This window comes from Acuticoccus kalidii, from assembly GCF_021556395.1.
GTDB lineage: Bacteria > Pseudomonadota > Alphaproteobacteria > Rhizobiales > Amorphaceae > Acuticoccus > Acuticoccus kalidii.
In genome coordinates this window covers 186,291-207,346 of record NZ_JAKGCS010000036.1, presented here as the reverse complement: position 1 = coordinate 207,346, position 21,056 = coordinate 186,291, and the positions used below count along the sequence as shown (strand labels likewise).

The following is a 21,056-nucleotide window of genomic DNA, read 5'->3' as shown; positions in this document are numbered from 1 at the left end:
CGCAAGGACGCCGGCCCCGCCCCCGCATCCCGACCTCACTCGATCGGGAAGCGTTTGACGTCCGACCGCGTGCCGTCTTTGTAGGTGAGTTGCACGCTGATCGAGTGCGCTCCGCCGGGTGCGGCCTGGTAGATGTCGGTGTCGTTGCCCGATGCGGTTTTCACGACGTGCGGATCGCGCGCATCGCACGGAGCGAGCGCATAGGTCCGGTCGAGCGCATCGCCGTCATAGCTGTAGGCGACGGTGTCGATCGCACATCGATAGCTGATGAGGTGGGTGAAGTAGACGAGCGTCTGCCCCTCCCATGGCCGCGTCGCGATCCAGGCATTGGTCAGCATTTCGAGGATCTGCTTCTGCCCGCTGACGAGCGCGCTCGCCGCCTCGAACGGCAGCTCGAACGGGCCGCGCAGGTCACCGCGCAGATCGGTATAGCGCACACGCAGCACCGTCTCCTCGACGGTCGGATCGAGCTCGATATTCGGGCTCGGGATCGGGTGGCCCGTCTGCGGATCGACCACCCCGAGATAGCCGGTGGAGCGGAATTCCTCGCCGGGCCTCGCGACGAAGATCTCCCGCACCGTGTCGGTGATCTGGAGCGTCACGGTCCATCCGGAATTGGAGCGCATCGCCATCATCGATACCGGGTTGGCGAGCGCCGGCATGTTGAGGGCCGAGAGCGCGGCGAGGCGCACCTTCGCATCCTCCAACGCATCGGCAGCGGCCTGCTGATCGAGATAGTGGCGCAGGAACTCCCCCGCCTCGTCGAGGGCCTCGAAGCGTTCCAGCAGCGCCTTCTCCCGCTCCTTGTCGGCGGAGGACTGGGCGCCGAGCGCCGCCTCGGAATAATCCTGGCTGAGGGCGTAGACGGCCGGCGCATAGTCGGGATTGCGGGCGACGATCGCCTCCAGCATCGCGATCCGCTCCGGCCGCTCCTGCAACAGCGCGGCGGCGAATCCCGTCGGCAGCATCCCCGCCCCGCTCGCGAGCGCGCGATAGACGCGTTCCGCCCCGGCCCGCCCGTCCTGCGCCGTCAGGAAGCGCTGAAAGCGCAAATGCGGATCCACATAAGGCGGGTCGAAAGCGAAATATTTGAGATAATCCTGCCGTGCCCGCAGATAGTCGCCGCGCAATTCGTGAAGCCGCGCATTGGCGTAGAACTCATGCGGACGGGTCGGCTCGGCGACGATGGTGGCCCGGTTCTGGAGCGCGGCGAAGAGGCGCTCGATATCGCCGTTCGGCGCGTCGGCCGCGAGCCGGGCGCGGGCGAGCGGGGCGAACGCCCCTTCCGGGAAGCGTGTGAGATAGGCCTGGAGCTCGGCCGGGTCGTCGGAATCCTTCACCGCGCTCCAGAATTCGAGCTCCATCGCCATTTGCGGGCCGGTGGGCGGCGGCGCGCTCGCCCCGGCGGTGGCGGCTCCATCGGGGACGAACATGATGTCCGTCGTCAGCGAGGAGTGATCCCACGGGACTTGAAAGCCGCCCGTCGCGCTGACCACGCGGCGGCGCACCGCCTTGAACATCGCCTCGATCGACTGGCCGGGCACGGTGAGTTCGGCCGCGATCGCCGCCGTATAGGGACTGTTGAGGCCGTTTCCGTCGGCGGCGGTGCTGCCGGGCGCGGTGGCGAAGGAGATGAAGCTGCCGGGCGGTGTCGCCCCGATCAGCGCAAGGCCGCCGCCCACCGCGCGCGACAAGGCCGTGTTGCGGCACGCGTCGAGGATCACGACATTCGCGCCCCCATGGGCGTTTTCGAGGCGGGCGAGCACCCAATCGACCGCGAGTGCCTCATACTCGGCGTCCACCTCGTCGCGCAGGTCGGCGCCGATGGGAGCGAGATAATTGAGCCCGTTCGCCTGGAAGCCGTGCCCGGAATAATAGAACAGCGCGAGCGCGCCCTCTCCGGCGTCCTCGACGGCGTTCGCGAAGTCACGCAGCGCCTCTTTCATCGTCCGAAGGTCGGCGTCGAGGACGAGGGTCACGTCGAACGTCGCTTCTTCGAGGCGCTTTGCCATCAAGGCGGCGTCGTTGGCGGGATTGGCGAGGCTCGGCATCGCCTCGCTCTCATAGGCGGCATTGCCGATGACGAGGGCGAGCCGTTGCGCCGCGTTCGCGGATGTCGCCACCATCAGGACGGCCGCACACAAGATCGCTCTCAACATCAAAGATCCTCCCCGTCCTTGAAAGCCGATGGATCGGCGAGAGGCAAGTGGACGCATCGGTTCGCGTGGCCGAAGACCTCATCTCCGCTATGTTGAAGAGGCGCTTGGGAGGAAGAATGACCAAAGCAGTCGTCATCGGGGCGGGCTTCGGCGGGCTCGCGCTCGCCATCCGCCTGCAGGCCGCCGGCATCGCGACCACCCTCGTCGAGGCGCGCGACAAGCCGGGCGGACGCGCCTACGTCTACGAAGACGACGGCTTCGTCTTCGATGCCGGGCCGACGGTGATCACCGATCCGACCTCGCTCGAAGCGCTCTTCACCCTCGCCGGCCGGCGGATCGAGGATTATGTGACGCTCGTTCCGGTGAGCCCGTTTTATCAGCTCCGCTGGGAGGATGGGACGCGGTTCGATTATGTGAACGATCAGGCCGAGCTCGACCGCCAGATCGCCGCCCTCAATCCCGCCGACGTCGAGGGCTATCGCCGCTTCCTCGCCTATTCGGAGGCGCTTCTCGAGGAAGGGTACGTCAAGCTCGGCGCCGAGCCCTTTCTGGACTTCCGCTCGATGCTGCGCGTCGCGCCGCAGCTCATGCGCCTCCAGAGCTACCGCACGCTCTACGCGAAGGTCGCCTCCTTCATCCGGGACGAGCGGCTGCGCGAGGCGTTCTCGTTCCACACCCTCCTCGTCGGCGGCAATCCGTTCGCGACCTCCTCGATCTACGGGCTCATCCACGCGCTGGAACGCCGGTGGGGCGTCTGGTTCGCGATGGGCGGCACCGGGGCGCTCGTCGCGGCGCTGGTGCGGCTCTTCGAGGATCTCGGCGGGACGGTGCGGCTGTCCGCGCCGGTGCGCCGGATCGTTACGAAGGGCAACCGGGCAACCGGAGTGGTCCTTGCCCAGGGCGAGGCGATCGAGGCCGACATCGTCGCGAGCAACGCCGATGTCGTCCACACCTACGCCCACCTCCTCGGCGAGACCGCGCGCGGTCAGAGCGAGGCGCGGCGGCTCACCAAAAAGCGCTATTCCAACTCGCTCTTCGTCCTCTATTTCGGTCTCGATCGCGAGGTGCCGGCCGAACTCGAACATCACACGATCCTCTTCGGCCCCCGCTATCGCGCGCTGATCGACGAGATCTTCAACGGGCCGGCCCTTCCCGAGGATATGTCGCTCTATCTCCATGCCCCGTCGAAGACCGACCCCTCGCTCGCACCTCCCGGCAAGTCGGCCTATTATGTGCTCGCGCCGGTGCCGCATCTCGGCGCCGCGGATATCGACTGGTCGGTCGAGGGGCCGCGCTTCGCCGAGGCGATCTTCGCCCAGCTCGACGAGCGCGCGATTCCCCGCCTGAGGGAGACGCTCGTCACCTCCCGGATCTTCACCCCGGCCGATTTCGCGAGCGAGCTCAACGCGCATCTCGGCTCGGCCTTTTCGCTTGAGCCGATCCTCACCCAATCGGCCGCCTTCCGCTGTCACAATCGGGACGACGTGATCCCGAACCTTTATTTCGTCGGCGCCGGCACGCATCCGGGCGCCGGGCTGCCCGGCGTCGTCGCCTCCGCCAAGGCGACGGCGGGCCTCATCCTGTCCGGCGCGGACCGTGAGGCCGCGGCGTGAGCGCCGGCGCCGACGCGCTCTATGCCAAGACCATCCTCAAGAAGGGCTCCAAGAGCTTCGCCGCCGCCGCGACTCTCCTTCCGGCGGGCAAGCGGGAGGACGTCGCCCGGCTCTACGCCTGGTGCCGCCATGCCGACGATCTGATCGACGGGCAGGAGCACGGCCATGGCGCGCAGCCGGTCGCCGACGCGGCCGGCCATCTCGACCGCCTGCGTGCGCGCACCGACGCCGCGCTCGGCGGCGAACGAACCGGCGACGCGATCTTCGACGGCTTCGGCGAGGTCGCGCGGCGGCACGGGATCAGCCGCCCGCTGGCGCACGACCTCCTCGACGGGTTCGCGATGGACGTCTCCGGGCGGACCTATGCGACGGTCAGCGATCTCGCGACCTACTGTTATGGTGTCGCGGGATCGGTCGGTGTGATGATGGCGCTCGTCCTCGGCGTTCGCCCGGAGGAGGCCGACACGCTCGACCGCGCCGCCGATCTCGGCCTCGCCTTCCAGATGACCAACATCGCACGGGACGTGATCGCGGACGCGCAGATCGGCCGGATCTACCTTCCGACCGACTGGCTGGCCTTCGAGGGCGTGCCGTCGACGCCCGAGGCAGTGCTCGCGGCCGACAATGCCGCCGGCGTCTGGCGCGCCGCCTCCCGTCTCGTCGATGCGGCGGAGCCTTATTATGCCTCGGCCGCGACCGGAATCGCACGGCTTCCCTACCGCACCGCTTGGGCGATCGGGTCGGCGGGCGCGGTCTATCGCGCGATCGGGATGAAGCGGCGCGGCGGTGGCCCCCGGCGGCTCGCCACCCGCGTCGGGACGAGCGCGGCGCGCAAGCTCGTGCTCATCACCGAGGCCGCCATCGCCGCGCGGCGCAGCGGACCCGAGAGGCCCCGTGACGGGCTCTGGACACGGCCGCCCCGACCGTAGAGCGCGGCCGGGATCACGATCGCGCGGACGTCGCCGGATCTCGCCGGATGCCGGCGATCAGTTCCCCGGCGGCGGGCCGACGGCACGCTCGGCCGGCCGGCCATCGACGGCGCGAAAGCTGCCATCGGGCCCGCGCGGCTTGCGGGCGGATGCGTTGGCCTGAAGCCGCGCCTTTAGGAGGCGCACCGGCGGCGCATAGAGGAAGCCGAACGAGACGCACCCGTCCCGCCCGTCGACCGCGTGGTGCATCTTGTGGGCCTGGACGAGGCGCTTCACGTAGCCGCCCCGTGGCATGAGACGGAACGGCCAGCGTTGATGGACGAGCCCGTCATGCACCACGAAGTAGAGGACGCCGTAGACCATCAGCCCGACGCCGACCTGGCGGAGCGGCCACACGCCCGCCATCCCGAACGCGATCAGAGCGCCGGCGAGGATGGAAAACACCACCGCATAAAGGTCGTTGCGCTCGAAGACGCCCTCGCGCTCCTCGTGATGGGAGCGGTGCCAGCCCCAGCCGAGCGGCCCGTGCATCACCCAGCGATGCACCGCATAGGCGACCCCCTCCATCACCAGCACGGTCGCGAGGACGACGAGACCTTCGATCAAGAGCATCATCGTGCGTGAGGCGTCAGCGGGGCGCGCCGGCGAGGGCCGGCGGCGCATGCCGGCGCGTCCGCCGCGCGGTGGGAAGGCGCCACCACGGCACCGTGGGGCTCAAATGATGCTCGTGATGATAGCCGAAATGGAAACAGGTGATCAGCGAGAGGAGCCACGGAAAATCATCCGTCCGCGTGCGGTGATCGTCGGTGAAGGCAGCCTCTTCCACCCGGTGGGGCCGGTAGGTGCCGAAATAGAAGAGCTGCACGGCCGAAAGGATCGCCGGAAGCGCGTAAAACACGAGTAGCGGCCCGATCGGCGGCCCCAGCAGGAGGACATAGACCGCCATCGCCGCCGTCATGGAGACGGCTTCGCGCCAGCCATAATAATGCAGCATGAAGCGGGCGAACCAGGGCCAGAAGGCGCTCGGATGGTCGGCGTCGAAGTCAGGATCGTCGGCGGTGCCGGGGCGCCGGTGGTGCTTGTGGTGCTCCGGCAAGAGGCGATCATAGGAAAAGGCCGCGTAGAGGAAGAGCGCCACCCGGCCGAAGGCGCGGTTGATCGCCGGACGGCCGGGCGCGAGCGAGCCGTGCATACAGTCGTGCGCGATGATGAAGAGGCCGACAAAGAGCCACATCTCGATGAGGATCAGCGGCAGGGCGAGCCACCATGACGTCGCCCCCCAGTCGATACCGAAGATCGCGACGATATGGATCGTGAGCCACGCCGCGACGACGAGACAGGCGAGGCCGACCCCGATCGCGGTCTGCGCGAGGCGGCTCTTGCGGCGTTCGGCCAACATGGCGTCACTCATCGATCTCTCGCAATCCGAGACGGGGAGCCGGGCGCGGCCCATGCCGTGCCCACCGTCATCCCGCCTCACTGGCTTCCGCCGGACGTGAACGCGACGATACCGTCCTGTGGTCGTCGCCCGGTCCGGCCCGGCGCTCGTTCCCGGCTAGTCGACCGTGGCCGGCTTTCGCTGGCGTCGGGACAGGCGCGGAAGCAACGACCAATCCTGCTGACCACCGACGAGATCGACCGCCCGGAAGCCCCTATTCTCTCCCACCGGCTTCAAGATCGCAAACTGGCCGAAGGGAAGGATCACGATCGTCGCCTCGTGCGCCTCGGCGAAATAGACCGCGAAGGGATTCACGAGCGTCGGCTCGAACTCGGGCCGGTGCTGCCACACGCTGTCGGAAAAGTCGTCCCCGCCGAGAATGCCGCCCGGCCTCACTTTCGGATAGGTCCGGATGAGGTCGATCGCGATCCCCCGCAAGGTGTGGTCGGCATCGATATAGGCGATGTCGAGCGAGGCGTCTGGGATCTCGTCGATCATCTCGGCCGTCGTCCCGCGCAGGACGGTGCGACGATCGGCAGCGAACGCCGTCGCCTTCATCGCCGCCTCGTATGCGTTGGTCAGGCGATCCTCGTTGCGGTTGAAGGGTTTGTTCCATTGCGGCAGGATCCGCCAAGGGTCGAGCATGAAATAGCGCGTCAACCGGGGAGAGGCGAGCATGGACGCGGCGAACGCCCCTTTCCACACGCCGATTTCGAGCGCCTCGCGCGCCTCCATCGCCTCGAAGATGGATGCCCAGAGCGCCGTCCGGCTCTCCGCCGTTCGGGCGAGCTGCGATAATGTTGCGATGTCCATGACGGCTCCCGGCCTGCCTCATCTATGCAACTTTTAATTGATACGATGTGTGAGTAAATTGCAATCCCCGCAGCGTCTTCTCATCGCGGGCGGCGGGCTCGCCGGCACGCTGATCGCGACCGCGTTCGCCGCGCGTCGCCCGGATGTCGCGATCACGCTCGCGGAGAGTGGGGATCGCCTCGGGGGCAATCACACATGGAGCGCCTTCGGCACCGATTTCGGACCACGCGAGCGCGCTCTGATCGATCCCTTCGTCAGCCACCGATGGGACGGCTATGACTGCCGCTTTACCGGCGGCGCGTTCACCTACTCGACCCCCTATCTCTCGATCGCCTCTGACGATCTCGACCGCGTGGCGCGCCACCGGCTGGGCGATGCGGTGCGTCTCGATACGCCGGTGACCGCGCTCGACGCGGCGGGCGCGGTGTTGGCGGACGGCAGCCGCATCGAGGCCGATGCGGTGATCGATGCGCGCGGGCCGCGACAGCTCGCCGGCGTCACCCTGCGCTGGCAGAAATTTCTGGGCCGCGAGGTGCGCCTCGCCGACCCGCACGGCCTCACACAGCCGACGATCATGGACGCCGCCGTGCCGCAGCTCGACGGCTATCGTTTCGTCTATCTCCTCCCCTTCGGCCCCGATCGGCTCCTCATCGAGGACACCTATTATGCCGAGGATCCGGCGGTCGACGCCGCGGTCCTCACCGAACGGATCGACGCGTATGCCGCCGCGCGCGGCTGGACGATCCGCGCCGAGGAGCGGGTCGAGGTCGGCGCCCTCCCCCTCCTCCTCGCCGGTGACCTTCCGACGCTCTGGCGCGAGGCGACGGCCGAAGGAGCGGTGCCGGTCGGCCTGCGGGCGGGTCTTTTCCACCCCGTGACCGGCTACTCGCTGCCGCTCGCCGCACGAACGGCGACGCGCCTTGCCGAGCTCGCCGGCCCCGTCACGACGGCGCGGCTGATGGCGGCGGTCGAAGGCATCGCGCGCGATCATTTCGCCCGCTCCGCTTTTGACCGGATGTTGAACCGCCTTCTCTTCCTCGCCGGACCGCCCGAGCGGCGCCATCTGGTGCTGCAACGCTTTCACGGCCTGCCGCAGCCCTTGATCGAGCGCTTCTATGCCGGCGCGCTGAAGCGGTCCGATCAGGCCCGCATCCTCGCCGGCAAGCCGCCGGTGCCGCTGCTCGCCGCGCTCGGCGCGCTCCCCGAACGGGCGGCCTTGCGGTCGGGCTAGCGCCGGTCTCGGACCACCGCCTCAACGCGCGGCGAGGATCTCCGCCGCCGCCCGCTCCGCGCCACGTTCGGCGTTGATCGTCGCGGCCGCCGCCTCCGCCGCCGCGCGCATACGCGGATCGGCGATCATCGCGCCGATGGCCGCCGCCGCGCGGCCATATCGCCAGCGGGGGATCACCCGCGCCGCGCCGGTGCGGGCGACGCGGGCGGCATTGTCGGGCTGATCGTGTGCGAAGGGGACGAGCGCCATCGGAACCCCCGCCGACAGAGCGAGCGCGATCGTCCCGATCCCGCCCTGGCTGACCACGAAGGCCGCCCGCTCGAAAACCGCCTGATAGGGCGCGGCGAGCGCGACGAGCCGGTCGGGCCGGGCCGGCAGGCCTGCCGCATTCGCCTCCGTCCCCACGAGGAGGAGCGCCCTCATGCCGAGCCGTTCGGCGATCGCGGCGCTCTCATGAAAGAACCGCCTCGCGACATGGGAGGAGGCCGAGCCGAGGGTAAAGACGATCGGTGCGGGACCGGCGGCGAGGAATGCCTCGATCGCCGGATCGAGCGCGGCCCGGCCGGTTTGCAGAACCTGGCCGGTCTGCACCGTGTTCGCGGGCGCATCGGACGGAAGGCGGCCGAAGAGGGGCGAATAGAGCGCAAGAACTCCGCCCGGCGCGTGCTGTCCGCCGAAGGCCGGATGATCGGGATAGACACCGAGCCCTTCGGCCGCGCGATAGGCCCGCAGCGGCGCCGCCCAATCCTCGACGCCCTTCTTCGCCACGTTGAGGAGCCAGCGATTATAACCCGGCGCGCCACGCACGAAGGGCAGCATCGGAAGTTTCGGCGGATCTTGCGCGCTATAGAGCATCGCCGGCTGGAAGACGGCCGAGCGCCAGGGCACCCCGCTGCGCGCGGCGGCAAGGGGCGCGGCGAGCGCCAGCGTGACGGAAACGAGGCGGTCGGCGCCCATGAGCGCGGCGCCGAGGTCCGCATCGCTCTCGGCGATATGCGGGCCGAGCACCTCGCGAAAGATGAAGGCCGGCCCGCGGCGCGGATGCATGAAGCGGGCATGAAAGTCGGGGTCGGCGGGCCGGTCGGGCCGCATGGGCGCGAAGTCGAGCCCGGCCGCCGCGACCGCCGTTTCGTGCGCCCGATGGGTCGCCACGGTCACGCCATGGCCGGCCCGGCGCAGCACCTTGCCGATTTCGAGAAAGGGGACGAGATCACCGAGCGAACCATGGCTCGCGAAGACGATTTTCATCGGGGGTCGCGCCCGGCTCGCGCCTCAACGATGACGATGGGCGAGCCGCACGCAGGGAAGCGGACGGCCATCGCCCCACCCGCGTTCCCGCTCATTCCCGTCGGCACGCCTCAGTCGCCGAGCGGGAACCAGCTCGTGTCGATCGTGGCGTTCTCGCTATATTCGCACACATCGCGCATCCGCTTCAGATCGAGGATCTGGACCCGGTTGCCCTGGCGCTGGATCAATCGATCCCGCTCGATCCGCGACATCGTTTTCGACACGTAGACGTTGGTGAGGCCGAGAAGGTCGGCGATATCGCTCTGCGTCAGGGGCAGGCGGAACCCGTCTTCGATCCCGTTGACGGTGAGGCGCAGGCGGCTCGAAATCTCGAGGAGCAGATAGCACAGCCGCTCATAGGCGCTGAGCCGCCCGATCGCGCGAATGCGGTCGAGAAGGGCCGCATTCTCCTTCACCGTCATCGAGAAGAGCAGTGCCGTAAGCCGCGGCGATTGCGAGAAGAGCGGCTCGAGGCCCGCCTTCGGGAACGGGCAGAGCACGGCGGCGGTCACGCATTTGATGTCGTGCTGAGCCTGATGCAGCGCGATCTCCGAGAGGTCGACGATGTCGCCCGGATAAAAGATGCGCAGGAGCTGCCGACGCCCGTCCTCCAGCATGGAGAACGAGGTCAGCCAACCGGACTTGACCACGAACAGATATTCGACGGGCCGCCCCGCCCGGCGGACGATCTGGTCCTTGCGATACTCCCGCTCGTCCTCCTCGAGGATCGCGAGAAGGCGCTTGTCGGCTTCGGAGAGTTCAGTAAATCGGCCGAGCTTGGCAATCAGGCAGCTATTCGTCACGGTCCCTCAAACGATCCCACCGAGTCAATCATACGCCGCCGCATACTTAGCCCCATTTCACTCCGAATGAACGGAGCCCATCGCAAAAAGGTTCATTCCTTGCGCGACAACCTCGAAGGATGCGCGACGAGACGATAGAGTGTGTGTGGCAACGAAATGAGGTCAGCGATGACACGCGCGTTTTTCGCCGGGATTATAGCAACCGCCATCGTATCGGCGTTGCTCTATCTTAACGCTCGCATGGACCTGTTGCCGCAAGCGAATCTCCTCGATCAGATCGCAGCGTTCAACGAACGGCTCGGGTTGCCCACATCGTCCCGCGCCGTCTGGGGCACGCATGCCGTGTTCGGCGTGCTGATCTTCCCGACGATCTTCGCCTTCCTCTGTCATATTCTGCCAGGTCGCTCGTTCGGGCAAGGTTGCGCGTTCGGCATCATTCTATGGCTGGCGATGATGGCCTCGTTCATGCCGCTGGCCGGACACGAGGTTTTCGCGCGCGATCTCGGCGCCATCTTCATCGGCACCATGCTGGCGATGTGCCTCATCTACGGCGCGCTGTTGTCGATCACCTATGTCGCGCTGACGCCGCTGCCCGAGGATTGAAGCCGCAGCGGCCGCCGGTTCAGCGGCCGGACGCGACCGTGCTGCGCTGCACTCCGGCGGCGCGCGCGGGGAAGAGGTGATCGACCTTCGCCGCGCCGATGATCGGCCCCGGCCCCTTAAAGGTCTCGACCTGGGCGATCACGAAGCAGCCGGCCGAGGCGTCCCGGTCGATATCGTTGAGGGGCAGGTCGAAGGTCATCGGCTCGCCCTTCCACATCCCGATCGGCCGCATCTCGCGCACCACATTGTGATAGGTGAGCTTACGGCCGCGATTTTCCCCCTCGCGGACGGGGACGCGGATTTCCTCGTCGGTCACGATGAGCCACAGCGTCGCCTTGTCGGCGGCGGCCCGGCGGTCCTCGCCGACATCGATCGTGAGGACGTTGTTGTTGATCGACAGGTCGATCGGCAGCGTCAGACGACGCTCCGTCTCGCGGATCGCGGTGCGGATCGCATCGGGATCGTTGCCGAGCACCGAGCGCTCACCGTTCACCATGAGCTGCGGGGTGAACACCTCGCGGTCGCCACGGGCGACGGAATAGGCGATCTGCCGCTTGGTCAGCATGTCGGTGGCGAGCGTGTCGGCCCAGCCGAGAAAGTCCCAGAGCTTCACGGGCATCGAGACGGCGTAGACGCCCTCCTCCTCCGCGAACTCGCCGATGAGGGCATCGGCGGCCGGACAGGACGCGCAGCCCTGGCTCGTGAAAAGCTCCAGGAACGCGCGCGGCTTTTCGCCGGCCGTCGCGACGACGGTCCCGCAAAGGATGACGATCAGGCCGAGAGTGGCACGCAACACCGTGTTGCTCCTTGTGGGCGTCTTGTCGTCCAACCTAATCCCTCGGCTTCGCTTTTGACCAATCACTCGCCGGTGACATTCGGGCGAGCACCTGGCGGGTGCGCGCCGTCTTCGCCCGGCGGATTGACGAACGGACCACCCCGCTGCCGCTCCTGGCGGAGCGCCCAACGAACCGACGGAAAGGCGAGGTCGTCCCACGGGATGGCATCCTCACCGTAGAGCGCGACGGCCTGACTTTCGACCCCCGGCGCGAAGGACGGCGTGTCGAGCCGCGCGCGGTAGATGAGCTGCACCTGGCCGAGGCGGCGGATCGTATAGACCGCGAGGAGCCCCTCGATCACGATATCGGCGGTCGCCTCCTCGAAGGCCTCGCGCCGCGCGCCCTCCTCCGGCGTCTCGCCATGTTCGAGATAGCCCGCCGGCAGCGTCCATCGCCCGCGCGAGGGGTGGATGGCGCGCCGGCATAGGAGAATGCGCGGGCCCGCGCGGACCACGGCGCCGACCACGATCTTCGGGTTGTCATAGGCGACGAAGCCGCAGGTGTCGCACACCGCGCGCTCCATGTTGTCCCCGTCGGGAACGCGGCGCGAGAAGGTCTGGCTCACGATGCGGCAGCGCCCTTGTTCGCCTCGAGGAGCCCGCGCAGCGTGTCGCCGAACGAGCCGTCGAGCGCCTCCCGGCTCAACGGGCCGACATGCTTGCCCCGGATCGTGCCGTCGGGGCCGACGATGAAGGTTTCCGGCACGCCATAGACGCCCCATTCGATCGCGTTGCGCCCGTCCGGATCGACGCCGATCGCATCGTAGGGGTTGCCGAGCTCGGCGAGGAACCGCTCCGCGCTGGCGCGCTTGTCCTTGTAGTTGATGCCGACGATCGTCAGCCCTTCCTCCTCCCCGAGGTCCATCAGGAGGGGATGCTCCACGCGGCACGGCGCGCACCAGGACGCGAAGACGTTGACCAGCGAGACGCGGCCGGCGAGCGCCGCCGGATCGAAGCCCGCCCCGACGCCGAGGCCGGGGAACACGCTGCCCGGCGCGCTCTTGCCGATGAGCGCGGACGGCACGACCGAGCGGTCCGCCCCATCGGTGACGCGCAGCGCGAAGATCGCCGCGAGACCGAGAAAGGCGACGAGCGGCACCGCGAGGAGAATGTGGGTCGCCCTAAAGCGCATTCTCGTTCTCCCGCGCCGATACGATGCCGTCGCCCGCCAGACGCGTCGTCGCGCGTTCGGCCCGCGCGAGAGCCGCCCGCGCCATGCGCCGATCGACGACCGCCCAAAGGACGAGGGCGGCGATCGTCCCGAAGGTGATCGCATAGGCGGCGATCACATAACCGGCATATTGGCCCATCAGCGCGCCCCCCTCGCGAGGCGAAGGCGCAGGCTGCGCGCGCGGCGGCGCAAAAGCTCGGTGCGCATCGTGGCGAGATGCAGCGTCGTGAAGAGAAGCATGAAGGCGATCGCCATGATGAAGAGCGGGACGAGCATCGAGGCATGGATCGTCGGCCCGTCAAAGCGCATCACGCTCGCGCCCTGGTGCAGCGTGTTCCACCAGTCGACCGAGAATTTGATGATCGGAATGTTGATGAAGCCGACGAGGATCGTGATCGCCGCGACGCGGGCCGCCCGCGACGGCTCGTCGATCGCCCGCCACAGCGCGATGAGGCCGAGATACATGAAGAAGAGGATCAACATCGAGGTGAGCCGCGCGTCCCACACCCACCAGGCGCCCCACATCGGCTTGCCCCAGACGGAGCCCGAGGCGAGCGCGCAGAGCGTGAAGGCCGCGCCGATCGGAGCCGCGGCTTTCGCCGCGACGTCGGCGAGCGGGTGGCGCCAGACGAGGGTGCCGAGCGCGGCGGAGGTCATCACCAGATAGGTGAAGAGGGCGAGCCAGGCCGCCGGCACGTGGACATACATGATCCGCACCGTGGCGCCCTGCTGATAGTCCTCCGGGGAGGCCCACAGCGCGAAATAGAGGCCGACGGCGAAGGCGATCAGCGTCGCCGCGGCGAACCAGGGGATCGCGCGGTCGGCAAGGCTCGCGAAGCGGCCCGGATTGATGATCGACGGGCGCGCGGCCCTATCGGCTGAAACTGACGTGGACAATCGGGTCTCCCTCCCGACGATCGTAGGCCGAGACAACGGCGCTGGAAAGCATCGCGAGCCGCCTCGTCCATCTTCGGGCGAGGTTGGTTTCGCCGATCAATCGATCTCGCGCAATGCGGCAGCGGCGGCGATCGGCGCGACCACCGCCGAGACAAGCGCCAGCGCGCCGAGAAGCGCGAGCGGCGGCAACACGGCGCGCCCAGCCCCGGCCGCTTCGATCGCCGCCACCGCGAAGATGAGAACCGGGATCGACAGCGGCAAGACGAGGATCGCGATCAGCACGCCGGCGCGGCGAAGCGACACGGCGACCGCCGCCCCGATCGAGCCGATCAGCGCGAGGGCCGGCGTGCCGAGCAGGAACGTCACGAGGGTGAGCGCGAGCGTCGCCCCGTCGAGATTGAGGAGGATCGCGGCGAGCGGCGTCGCGACGATCAAGGGAAGCGCCGCCGCCGTCCAGTGCGCCGCCGCCTTCACGATCACGACGAGCTCCAGCGGCGCGCCGCCGAGCCGGAGTTGGTCGAGCGTCCCGTCCTCCTGGTCGGATTGGAAGAGCCGCTCGAGGCCGAGAAGCAGCGCGAGAAGCACCGCGATCCACAGGAGCGCCGGGCCGAGACGGGCAAGGAGCGGCAGATCGGGGCCGAGCGCGAACGGCGCGACGGCGCTGACGGCGAGATAGAAGATCACGCCGACCGGGCCGCCGCCCCCGGCGCTCCAGGCAAGCCGCACGTCGCGGACGAAGAGGGCGCCGAGGCTCATGACGGCGCGAGCCGCAATTCGTCGGCGCCGTCGATGCCGAGCGGTTCGTGCGTCGCGGCGAGGACGAGACCGCCGCCGGCGAGATGGTTCGCCATCATCGCCGCGAAGGTCGCGCGGGAGGCGGTGTCGAGGCCGGCCGTCGGCTCGTCGAGCAGCCAGAGCGGGCGCGGCGCCATGCGAAGGCGTGCGAGCGCGAGGCGGCGACGCTGGCCCTGGGACAGGAACTGAGCCGGCATTTCGGCGAGATGGAGAAGGCCGACCGTATCGAGCGCGGCCTCGACCACCGATTCGCCGGCCGATCCGTCGCCGAGCCAGCGACACCAGAATGCGGCATTTTCAGCCACGCTGAACTGCGGCTTCACGGCATCGAGATGGCCGACGAAATGAATTGCGCCGGCGCGCTCGCTGTCCCAATTAAGAAATGTGACCGTCCCGCTTTCGATTCCCGTCAGTCCCGCAATCGCGCGCAACAGCGTCGATTTGCCGACACCGTTCGGACCCGTGACGGCACACGCACGCCCGGCCGCGACCGTAAAACTCACGCGATCGAGGACACGCCTTTCGCCGCGATCGACGCACAATTCGGCCACCTGCAAGCTTTTCATGGTTGGTGAATTGTCCGTCGAGACGTCGGCTCCGCTTGATCATAGCGGCGATTGGGCGTTGATAGCGGCAACGTCTTCTAGTTCCAAACAAGGGAGTTGAGCCGTGGCCCGCTCGCTCGATAGCTTCCAAAGCCGTACCGAACTCACCGTCGACGGCAAGAGCTACACCATCTTCGACCTGAAGGCCGCCGAGCGCAACGGACTTGCGGGGGTATCCCGGCTTCCGATGTCGCTCAAGGTCCTACTCGAGAACCTCCTGCGCTACGAGGATGGCTCGACAGTGACGGCGGACGACATCCGCGCGCTCGCCAAGTGGGTCGACGACCGCAAGTCCGATCGCGAAATCGCCTACCGCCCCGCCCGCGTCCTGATGCAGGACTTCACCGGCGTTCCGGCGGTCGTCGATCTCGCCGCGATGCGTGACGCGTCCGAGGCGCTCGGCGCCGACCCGAAGAAGATCAACCCGCTGGTGCCCGTCGATCTCGTGATCGACCACTCGGTCATGGTCGACTATTTCGGCACGCAGAGCGCGTTCAAGCAGAATGTCGACCTCGAATATGAGCGCAATGGCGAGCGCTATCAGTTCCTGCGCTGGGGCCAGTCGGCGTTCGACAATTTCCGCGTCGTGCCGCCGGGAACCGGCATCTGCCACCAGGTGAACCTCGAATATCTCGCCCAGACCGTCTGGACGAAGGACGAAGACGGCGTCACCTACGCGTTCCCCGACACGCTCGTCGGCACCGATTCGCACACGACGATGGTGAACGGCCTCGCCGTTCTCGGTTGGGGCGTCGGCGGCATCGAGGCGGAGGCCGCGATGCTCGGCCAGCCGATTTCGATGCTCATTCCCGAGGTCATCGGCTTCAAGCTGCACGGCAAGCTGCCGGAAGGCACCACCGCGACCGACCTCGTGCTCACCGTCACCGAGATGCTGCGCAAGAAGGGCGTCGTCGGCAAGTTCGTGGAATTCTTCGGCGCCGGCCTCTCGGCCCTGTCGCTCGAGGATTGCGCGACGATTGCCAACATGGCCCCCGAATACGGCGCGACCTGCGGCTTCTTCCCGGTCGATGACGACACGATCCGCTATCTCACCTCGACCGGCCGCGACACGCACCGCATCGAGCTCGTGAAGGCCTACGCCAAGGCGAACGGCTTCTACCGGACCGACGACACCGAGGATCCGGTCTTCACCGACACCCTCGAACTCGACCTGTCGACCGTCGTCCCCTCCCTCGCCGGCCCGAAGCGCCCGCAGGACCGCGTCGCGCTGACCGACGCCGCGACCGCCTTCTCCAAAGCCGTCGACACCATCAAGGGCGGCTCGAAATCCAAGGCCGCCCCGTCGACGAGCGAGGGCGAGGCCCGCTTCATGGCCGAAGGCGCGCAGATCGACCAGTCGGCCGAGCCCGGCCACGTCGTCGAGGGCGAGGACTACCGGATCGGTGACGGCGACGTCGTGATCGCGGCGATCACCTCGTGCACCAACACCTCGAACCCGTCCGTGCTGATCGCGGCCGGCCTCGTCGCCCGCAATGCGCGCGCCAAGGGTCTCCAGGCCAAACCGTGGGTGAAGACCTCGCTCGCCCCGGGCAGCCAGGTGGTCACCGACTATCTCGAGAAGACCGGCCTCCAGGACGATCTCGACGCCATGGGCTTCGATCTGGTCGGCTATGGCTGCACGACCTGCATCGGCAACTCCGGCCCGCTGCCCGAAAAGATCTCCAAGACGATCAACGACAACGATCTCGTCGCCGTCTCGGTGCTCTCGGGCAACCGCAACTTCGAAGGCCGCGTGAACCCGGACGTGCGGGCGAACTATCTCGCCTCCCCGCCCCTCGTCGTCGCCTATTCGATCCTCGGCACGATGACCAAGGACATCACCACCGAGCCGCTCGGCGAGGACAAAGACGGCAACCCCGTCTACCTCAAGGACATCTGGCCCACCACCAAAGAGGTGGCCGACACCGTCCGCAGCGCGATCACCCGCGAGATGTTCGACAACCGCTATTCCGACGTCTTCAAGGGTGACGAGCACTGGCAGGCGGTGAAGACCTCCGGCGGGCTCACTTACTCCTGGCCGATGTCGTCGACCTATGTGCGCAACCCGCCTTATTTCGAGGGCATGAGCCTCGAGCCCGATCCGGTCACGGACATCGTGGACGCCCGCGTCCTCGCCCTCTTCCAGGACTCGATCACGACCGACCACATCTCCCCGGCCGGCTCGATCAAGACGACGTCCCCGGCGGGTCATTATCTGTCCGAGCATCAGGTCGCGGTGAAGGACTTCAACTCCTACGGCGCCCGCCGCGGCAACCACGAAGTCATGATGCGCGGCACGTTCGCCAACATCCGCATCAAGAACCAGATGGTGGCCGGCGTCGAAGGCGGCGTGACCTATCATCAGCCGGACGGCGAAGAGATGCCGATCTACGACGCGGCGATGCGCTATCAGAGCGAGGGCGTGCCGCTCGTCGTGTTCGCGGGTAAGGAATACGGCACCGGCTCCTCCCGCGACTGGGCGGCGAAGGGCACCCGTCTTCTCGGCGTGCGCGCGGTGATCGCGGAGAGCTTCGAGCGCATCCACCGCTCGAACCTCGTCGGCATGGGCGTGCTGCCGCTCGTCTTCACCGGCAGCGATTCCTGGGAGAGCCTCGGCATCACCGGCAAGGAGCAGGTGTCGATCGCCGGCCTCGCCGAGATCAAGCCGCGCCAGACCCTCACGGCGGAGATCACCTTCGAGGACGGCTCGAAGAAGTCGATCGAGCTTCTCTGCCGGATCGATACGGCCGACGAGCTCGCCTATTACAACAATGGCGGCATCCTGCATTACGTGCTGCGCGGCCTCGCACGTGAGAGCGTCGCGGCCTGATCAGCGAACCATCCGCTCCGATCCGAGCGGGATGAACGAGGGCGGCCTTCGCGGGCCGCCCTTTTCTTTTGTCCCGTCGCGCCGGCCGGCCGGGCGATCCGACCCGCCTTGGTCGAGACCAGCGTCGCGCAATATCGAATCGCCAAAATCCGTCCGGTGCGGAGGAATTTTGCGGATGATGGGACTTTATCGGCGCCTTTCCATCTCGGCGAAGCTGTGGCTGCTCGCCGGGATCAACCTCATTTCGTTGATCGTTCTCGTGAACGTCCTGGTGCCTCAAGCCAGGACTCTCGTCCTCGATCTCGAAGTCGGAAAGGTTCGCTCGCTCAGCGAAGCGGCCGCGAATCTTGCCCGCGGCTTGGAGATGCGCGCACAAGCCGGCGAATTCTCGCGGGACGAAGCGAAGGCGCGCTTCGTCGAGGCCATCCACGCGATGTGGTACGACGACCACAAGGAATATCTGTTCGCGATCGATCTCGATGGGACGGTGTTCGCCCACGCCGCAAAGCCCGAACTCGAAGGCCAGTCCCTCTGGAATTTCGAGGACAAAGCCGGCCTCAAGCTCTTCCAAGCGCTGAGCGCCGCCGCGCGTGAGGGCGGCGGTTCCGTCTCCTATTGGTGGCCGAAGCCCGGCAGCGACGATCCGATGGAGAAAATCTCCTACGTCGTCCCGCTATCCGAGTGGGGCATCTATGTCGGCACGGGCGTCTACACCGACCGGATCGACAGCGCGTTCGCGAGCCTCAACTGGGCCGCGGCCTTCGTGACGCTGATCGCGATGGCGGTCGTCGTGTTCGCGAGCTGGCTCATCGCGCGGGACATATCGCGGCCGGCCGGCGATCTCGCCAGCAAGATCACGCGCCTCGCGCAGGGGGAAGTCGTGGCGGAAAGCGCCTATGGCCGCCGCCGCGACGCGATCGGCTCTCTCGCCCGCGCCGTCACCGCCTTGCGCGGCGTCGTCATCGAACGCATCGAGCTGCAACAGGCGCAGACCAAGGCGAGCGAGGAGCGCCGCCAGGAGCGCGCTCTCGCGATGCAGCAGCTCGCCGATTCGCTCGATGCCAGCGTTTCGGACGACGTCGATGCGATGCAGGAGAGCATGCAAGCCATGGTCTCGCGCGCCGAGGCGATGCGCGATATCGCCGAGCGGATGCGCACCACCACCGAGGAGACGTACAGCGCGTGCGAATCGGGCCATGAAAGCGTCGACATCGTGGCGCGTGCCGCCGAGGAGCTGAGCGCCAGCTCCCGCGAGATCGCGCGGCAGATCTCGGGCAACGCCACCGCCTCCGATCGGGCGGTCGAGGCGGCAGAGGGCGCCGCGCTGTCGATCTCCACCCTCGCCAAAGCGAGCCGCAGCATCGGCGAGGTCACGCGCCTCATCAACGATATCGCCGAGCAGACGAACCTTCTCGCCCTCAACGCGACGATCGAGGCGGCGCGGGCGGGCGAAGCGGGGCGCGGCTTCAGCGTCGTCGCACACGAGGTGAAGAGCCTCGCCGAGCAGACCGGCAAGGCGACCGGCAATATCGAGGCGCAGATCCGCGCCATGCAGGCGGAAACGAACCAGAGCGTCGAGGCGATCAACGGGATCGTGACCACCGTCACCCAACTCTCGGCGAACACGGCAGCGATGGCGACCGCGCTCGAAGAACAGGATTCCTCGATCCGCGAAATCGCGTCGAGCATCGCGCTCGCCGCCGAATCGTCCGACGCCATCAGCCGCAATATGAGCCGGATGCGCTCGAGCGTCGACGAGACGCGATCGGCGGCCGACACCGTGTGCACCACAACCACGTCGCTCGACCACCAAAGTCTCGGCGTCAAATCGAGCGTCGAATCGTTCCTGTCGAACCTGCGTCACGCCAACGACGCCGGCATCTCGCGACGAACGGGGTCTTGACGGCGGATTTTGCAAAACGGCAAGGGCGCGGCCCCATAGCGCCGCCCTTGGCAACGAAGGTCGAAACGATTTCAGCTTCGACGCGAAACGTAAAATCCCCGATTAGCGCAATATTGAGAACAGATATTCGTCATCCGCGCATAGAGCGTCCGTGCGTCGCATGCTTGGTGCGCTTGCGGCAGGCTTTCAACCCATCCATATTCTCCCTCAATGGACGGGGTGCGTCCGCCGTCGGTCGCGCGTTTCGCCGACCGGCTCAACATAACGAACCATAGGGAAGCACATGGCGACCTACGATCGTAATCCGTACGCGCGGCCGACCATCGGGGCCGCGCCCGCCGACGTCGGCATCGATCAGGGCCTCCGCAGCTATATGCTGCGGGTCTACAACTACATGGCCATCGGCCTTGTGGTGACCGGCGTGGCCGCGCTGGCCGTCTTCAACTTCGCCGTGACGACGAACGCCGCCGATGCCGCGGCGCAGGTCGGCAACGGCATGTATCTCACCCAGTTCGGCGTGACGCTGTACACCAGCCCGCTGAAGTGGCTCTTCATGCTCGCACCGCTCGGGTTCATCTTCTTCCTCGGCGCGCGGATCAACAAAATGTCGCTCTCCGCCGCGCAGATGACCTTCTGGGCCTTCGCCGCGGTGATGGGCATCTCGCTGTCGTCGATCCTGCTCGTCTACACGTCCGAGAGCATCGGCCGGGTCTTCTTCATCACCGCCGCCGCCTTCGGCGCGCTGAGCCTCTACGGCTACACCACGAAGAAGGACCTGTCCGGCTGGGGCTCGTTCCTGTTTATGGGCCTGATCGGCATCATCATCGCCGCTCTGGTGAACCTCTTCCTCGCCTCCTCGGCGTTGCAGTTCGCCATCTCGGTGATCGGTGTCCTCGTGTTCGCCGGCCTCACCGCCTACGACACGCAGCGCATCAAAGAGATGTACTATGTGGGCGATGACAGCTCGGTCGCCGGCCGCAAGGCGGTGATGGGCGCGCTGTCGCTCTACCTGAACTTCATCAACATGTTCATGATGCTGCTGTCGCTCTTCGGCAACCGCCAGTAGTCGGCCGAACAGCGCGAACGACGAAAGGCGCGGCATCAGCCGCGCCTTTTTTGTTTTGCGGGTCCCTTGCGCTGCACC

At 67.4% G+C, this 21,056-nt stretch carries 20 protein-coding genes; 7 read left to right on the top strand and 13 right to left on the bottom strand.

Annotated features, from left to right (window positions below; translation table 11 throughout):
- Positions 1-35: 35 nt before the first annotated feature.
- Positions 36-2,159: a caspase family protein gene (locus tag L1787_RS21940; RefSeq protein WP_235711247.1), complete on the bottom strand. Its 2,124-nt coding sequence runs from the start codon at positions 2,157-2,159 to the stop codon at positions 36-38.
- 116 nt (positions 2,160-2,275) lie between these two features.
- Between L1787_RS21940 and L1787_RS21935 the strand changes: the two genes are divergently transcribed.
- Together L1787_RS21935 and L1787_RS21930 are read left to right on the top strand one after the other, a co-directional pair.
- Positions 2,276-3,772: a phytoene desaturase gene (locus L1787_RS21935; RefSeq protein WP_235711246.1), complete on the top strand. Its 1,497-nt coding sequence runs from the start codon at positions 2,276-2,278 to the stop codon at positions 3,770-3,772.
- Positions 3,769-4,701: a phytoene/squalene synthase family protein gene (locus tag L1787_RS21930; protein ID WP_235711245.1), complete on the top strand. Its 933-nt coding sequence runs from the start codon at positions 3,769-3,771 to the stop codon at positions 4,699-4,701. The genes L1787_RS21935 and L1787_RS21930 overlap by 4 nt, the downstream gene beginning before the upstream one ends.
- 57 nt (positions 4,702-4,758) lie before the next feature.
- Here L1787_RS21930 and L1787_RS21925 read toward each other — a convergent pair whose 3' ends face one another.
- The 3 genes from L1787_RS21925 to L1787_RS21915 all read right to left on the bottom strand — a co-directional run bounded on the left by L1787_RS21925 (position 4,759) and on the right by L1787_RS21915 (position 6,952).
- A complete protein-coding gene (locus L1787_RS21925; RefSeq protein WP_235711244.1) occupies positions 4,759-5,316 on the bottom strand; it encodes a sterol desaturase family protein in 558 nt (185 codons plus the stop codon).
- A 13-nt stretch (positions 5,317-5,329) separates the two neighbouring features.
- Positions 5,330-6,112 carry a fatty acid desaturase gene (locus L1787_RS21920; protein ID WP_235711243.1) on the bottom strand — a complete coding sequence of 261 codons (783 nt, stop codon included), beginning with the start codon at positions 6,110-6,112 and terminating at the stop codon, positions 5,330-5,332.
- A gap of 144 nt (positions 6,113-6,256) precedes the next feature.
- Complete coding sequence (locus L1787_RS21915) at positions 6,257-6,952, bottom strand: class I SAM-dependent methyltransferase (protein ID WP_235711242.1); 696 nt, start codon at positions 6,950-6,952, stop codon at positions 6,257-6,259.
- A 49-nt stretch (positions 6,953-7,001) separates the two neighbouring features.
- Between L1787_RS21915 and crtY the strand changes: the two genes are divergently transcribed.
- Positions 7,002-8,183, top strand: coding sequence for a lycopene beta-cyclase CrtY (gene crtY / locus L1787_RS21910; protein WP_235711241.1), 1,182 nt, complete (start codon positions 7,002-7,004; stop codon positions 8,181-8,183).
- A 21-nt stretch (positions 8,184-8,204) separates the two neighbouring features.
- Here the strand turns inward: crtY and L1787_RS21905 are convergent, their stop codons facing one another.
- Positions 8,205-9,431 (bottom strand): glycosyltransferase, encoded by a 1,227-nt coding sequence (locus tag L1787_RS21905; protein ID WP_235711240.1) that lies wholly within the window; start codon positions 9,429-9,431, stop codon positions 8,205-8,207.
- Positions 9,432-9,541: 110 nt separating this feature from the next.
- A complete protein-coding gene (locus L1787_RS21900) occupies positions 9,542-10,273 on the bottom strand; it encodes a Crp/Fnr family transcriptional regulator (RefSeq protein WP_235711239.1) in 732 nt (243 codons plus the stop codon).
- A 168-nt stretch (positions 10,274-10,441) separates the two neighbouring features.
- On the opposite strand from L1787_RS21900, the gene L1787_RS21895 reads away from it, so the two are divergent.
- On the top strand, positions 10,442-10,876 hold the full coding sequence (locus L1787_RS21895; RefSeq protein ID WP_235711238.1) for a DUF6789 family protein: 435 nt from the start codon (positions 10,442-10,444) through the stop codon (positions 10,874-10,876).
- 19 nt (positions 10,877-10,895) lie between these two features.
- Here L1787_RS21895 and L1787_RS21890 read toward each other — a convergent pair whose 3' ends face one another.
- The 7 genes from L1787_RS21890 to ccmA form a co-directional block, all read right to left on the bottom strand.
- Positions 10,896-11,672 (bottom strand): DUF1223 domain-containing protein, encoded by a 777-nt coding sequence (locus L1787_RS21890; RefSeq protein ID WP_235711237.1) that lies wholly within the window; start codon positions 11,670-11,672, stop codon positions 10,896-10,898.
- Positions 11,673-11,734: 62 nt separating this feature from the next.
- Positions 11,735-12,277, bottom strand: a complete 543-nt coding sequence (locus L1787_RS21885) for an NUDIX hydrolase (protein WP_369415126.1) — start codon at positions 12,275-12,277, stop codon at positions 11,735-11,737.
- Complete coding sequence (locus tag L1787_RS21880) at positions 12,274-12,843, bottom strand: DsbE family thiol:disulfide interchange protein (RefSeq protein ID WP_235711236.1); 570 nt, start codon at positions 12,841-12,843, stop codon at positions 12,274-12,276. The genes L1787_RS21885 and L1787_RS21880 overlap by 4 nt, the downstream gene beginning before the upstream one ends.
- A complete protein-coding gene (gene ccmD, locus L1787_RS21875) occupies positions 12,833-13,021 on the bottom strand; it encodes a heme exporter protein CcmD (RefSeq protein ID WP_235711235.1) in 189 nt (62 codons plus the stop codon). The genes L1787_RS21880 and ccmD overlap by 11 nt, the downstream gene beginning before the upstream one ends.
- Positions 13,021-13,779, bottom strand: a complete 759-nt coding sequence (locus L1787_RS21870; protein ID WP_235711234.1) for a heme ABC transporter permease — start codon at positions 13,777-13,779, stop codon at positions 13,021-13,023. The genes ccmD and L1787_RS21870 overlap by 1 nt, the downstream gene beginning before the upstream one ends.
- A gap of 96 nt (positions 13,780-13,875) precedes the next feature.
- The gene (gene ccmB / locus L1787_RS21865) at positions 13,876-14,535 is read right to left on the bottom strand and encodes a heme exporter protein CcmB (RefSeq protein WP_235711233.1); all 660 of its coding nucleotides are present in this window, start codon (positions 14,533-14,535) and stop codon (positions 13,876-13,878) included.
- Positions 14,532-15,140 (bottom strand): heme ABC exporter ATP-binding protein CcmA, encoded by a 609-nt coding sequence (ccmA, locus tag L1787_RS21860; RefSeq protein WP_235711232.1) that lies wholly within the window; start codon positions 15,138-15,140, stop codon positions 14,532-14,534. Before ccmA ends, ccmB begins: the two co-directional genes overlap by 4 nt.
- A gap of 103 nt (positions 15,141-15,243) precedes the next feature.
- Here ccmA and acnA point away from each other — a divergent pair, with 103 nt between their 5' ends.
- The 3 genes from acnA to L1787_RS21845 all read left to right on the top strand — a co-directional run bounded on the left by acnA (position 15,244) and on the right by L1787_RS21845 (position 20,978).
- Positions 15,244-18,009 (top strand): aconitate hydratase AcnA, encoded by a 2,766-nt coding sequence (acnA, locus tag L1787_RS21855; protein ID WP_235711231.1) that lies wholly within the window; start codon positions 15,244-15,246, stop codon positions 18,007-18,009.
- A gap of 175 nt (positions 18,010-18,184) precedes the next feature.
- Positions 18,185-19,912, top strand: a complete 1,728-nt coding sequence (locus L1787_RS21850; protein WP_235711230.1) for a methyl-accepting chemotaxis protein — start codon at positions 18,185-18,187, stop codon at positions 19,910-19,912.
- A gap of 283 nt (positions 19,913-20,195) precedes the next feature.
- Positions 20,196-20,978, top strand: coding sequence for a Bax inhibitor-1/YccA family protein (locus tag L1787_RS21845; RefSeq protein WP_235711229.1), 783 nt, complete (start codon positions 20,196-20,198; stop codon positions 20,976-20,978).
- Positions 20,979-21,056: the final 78 nt, after the last annotated feature.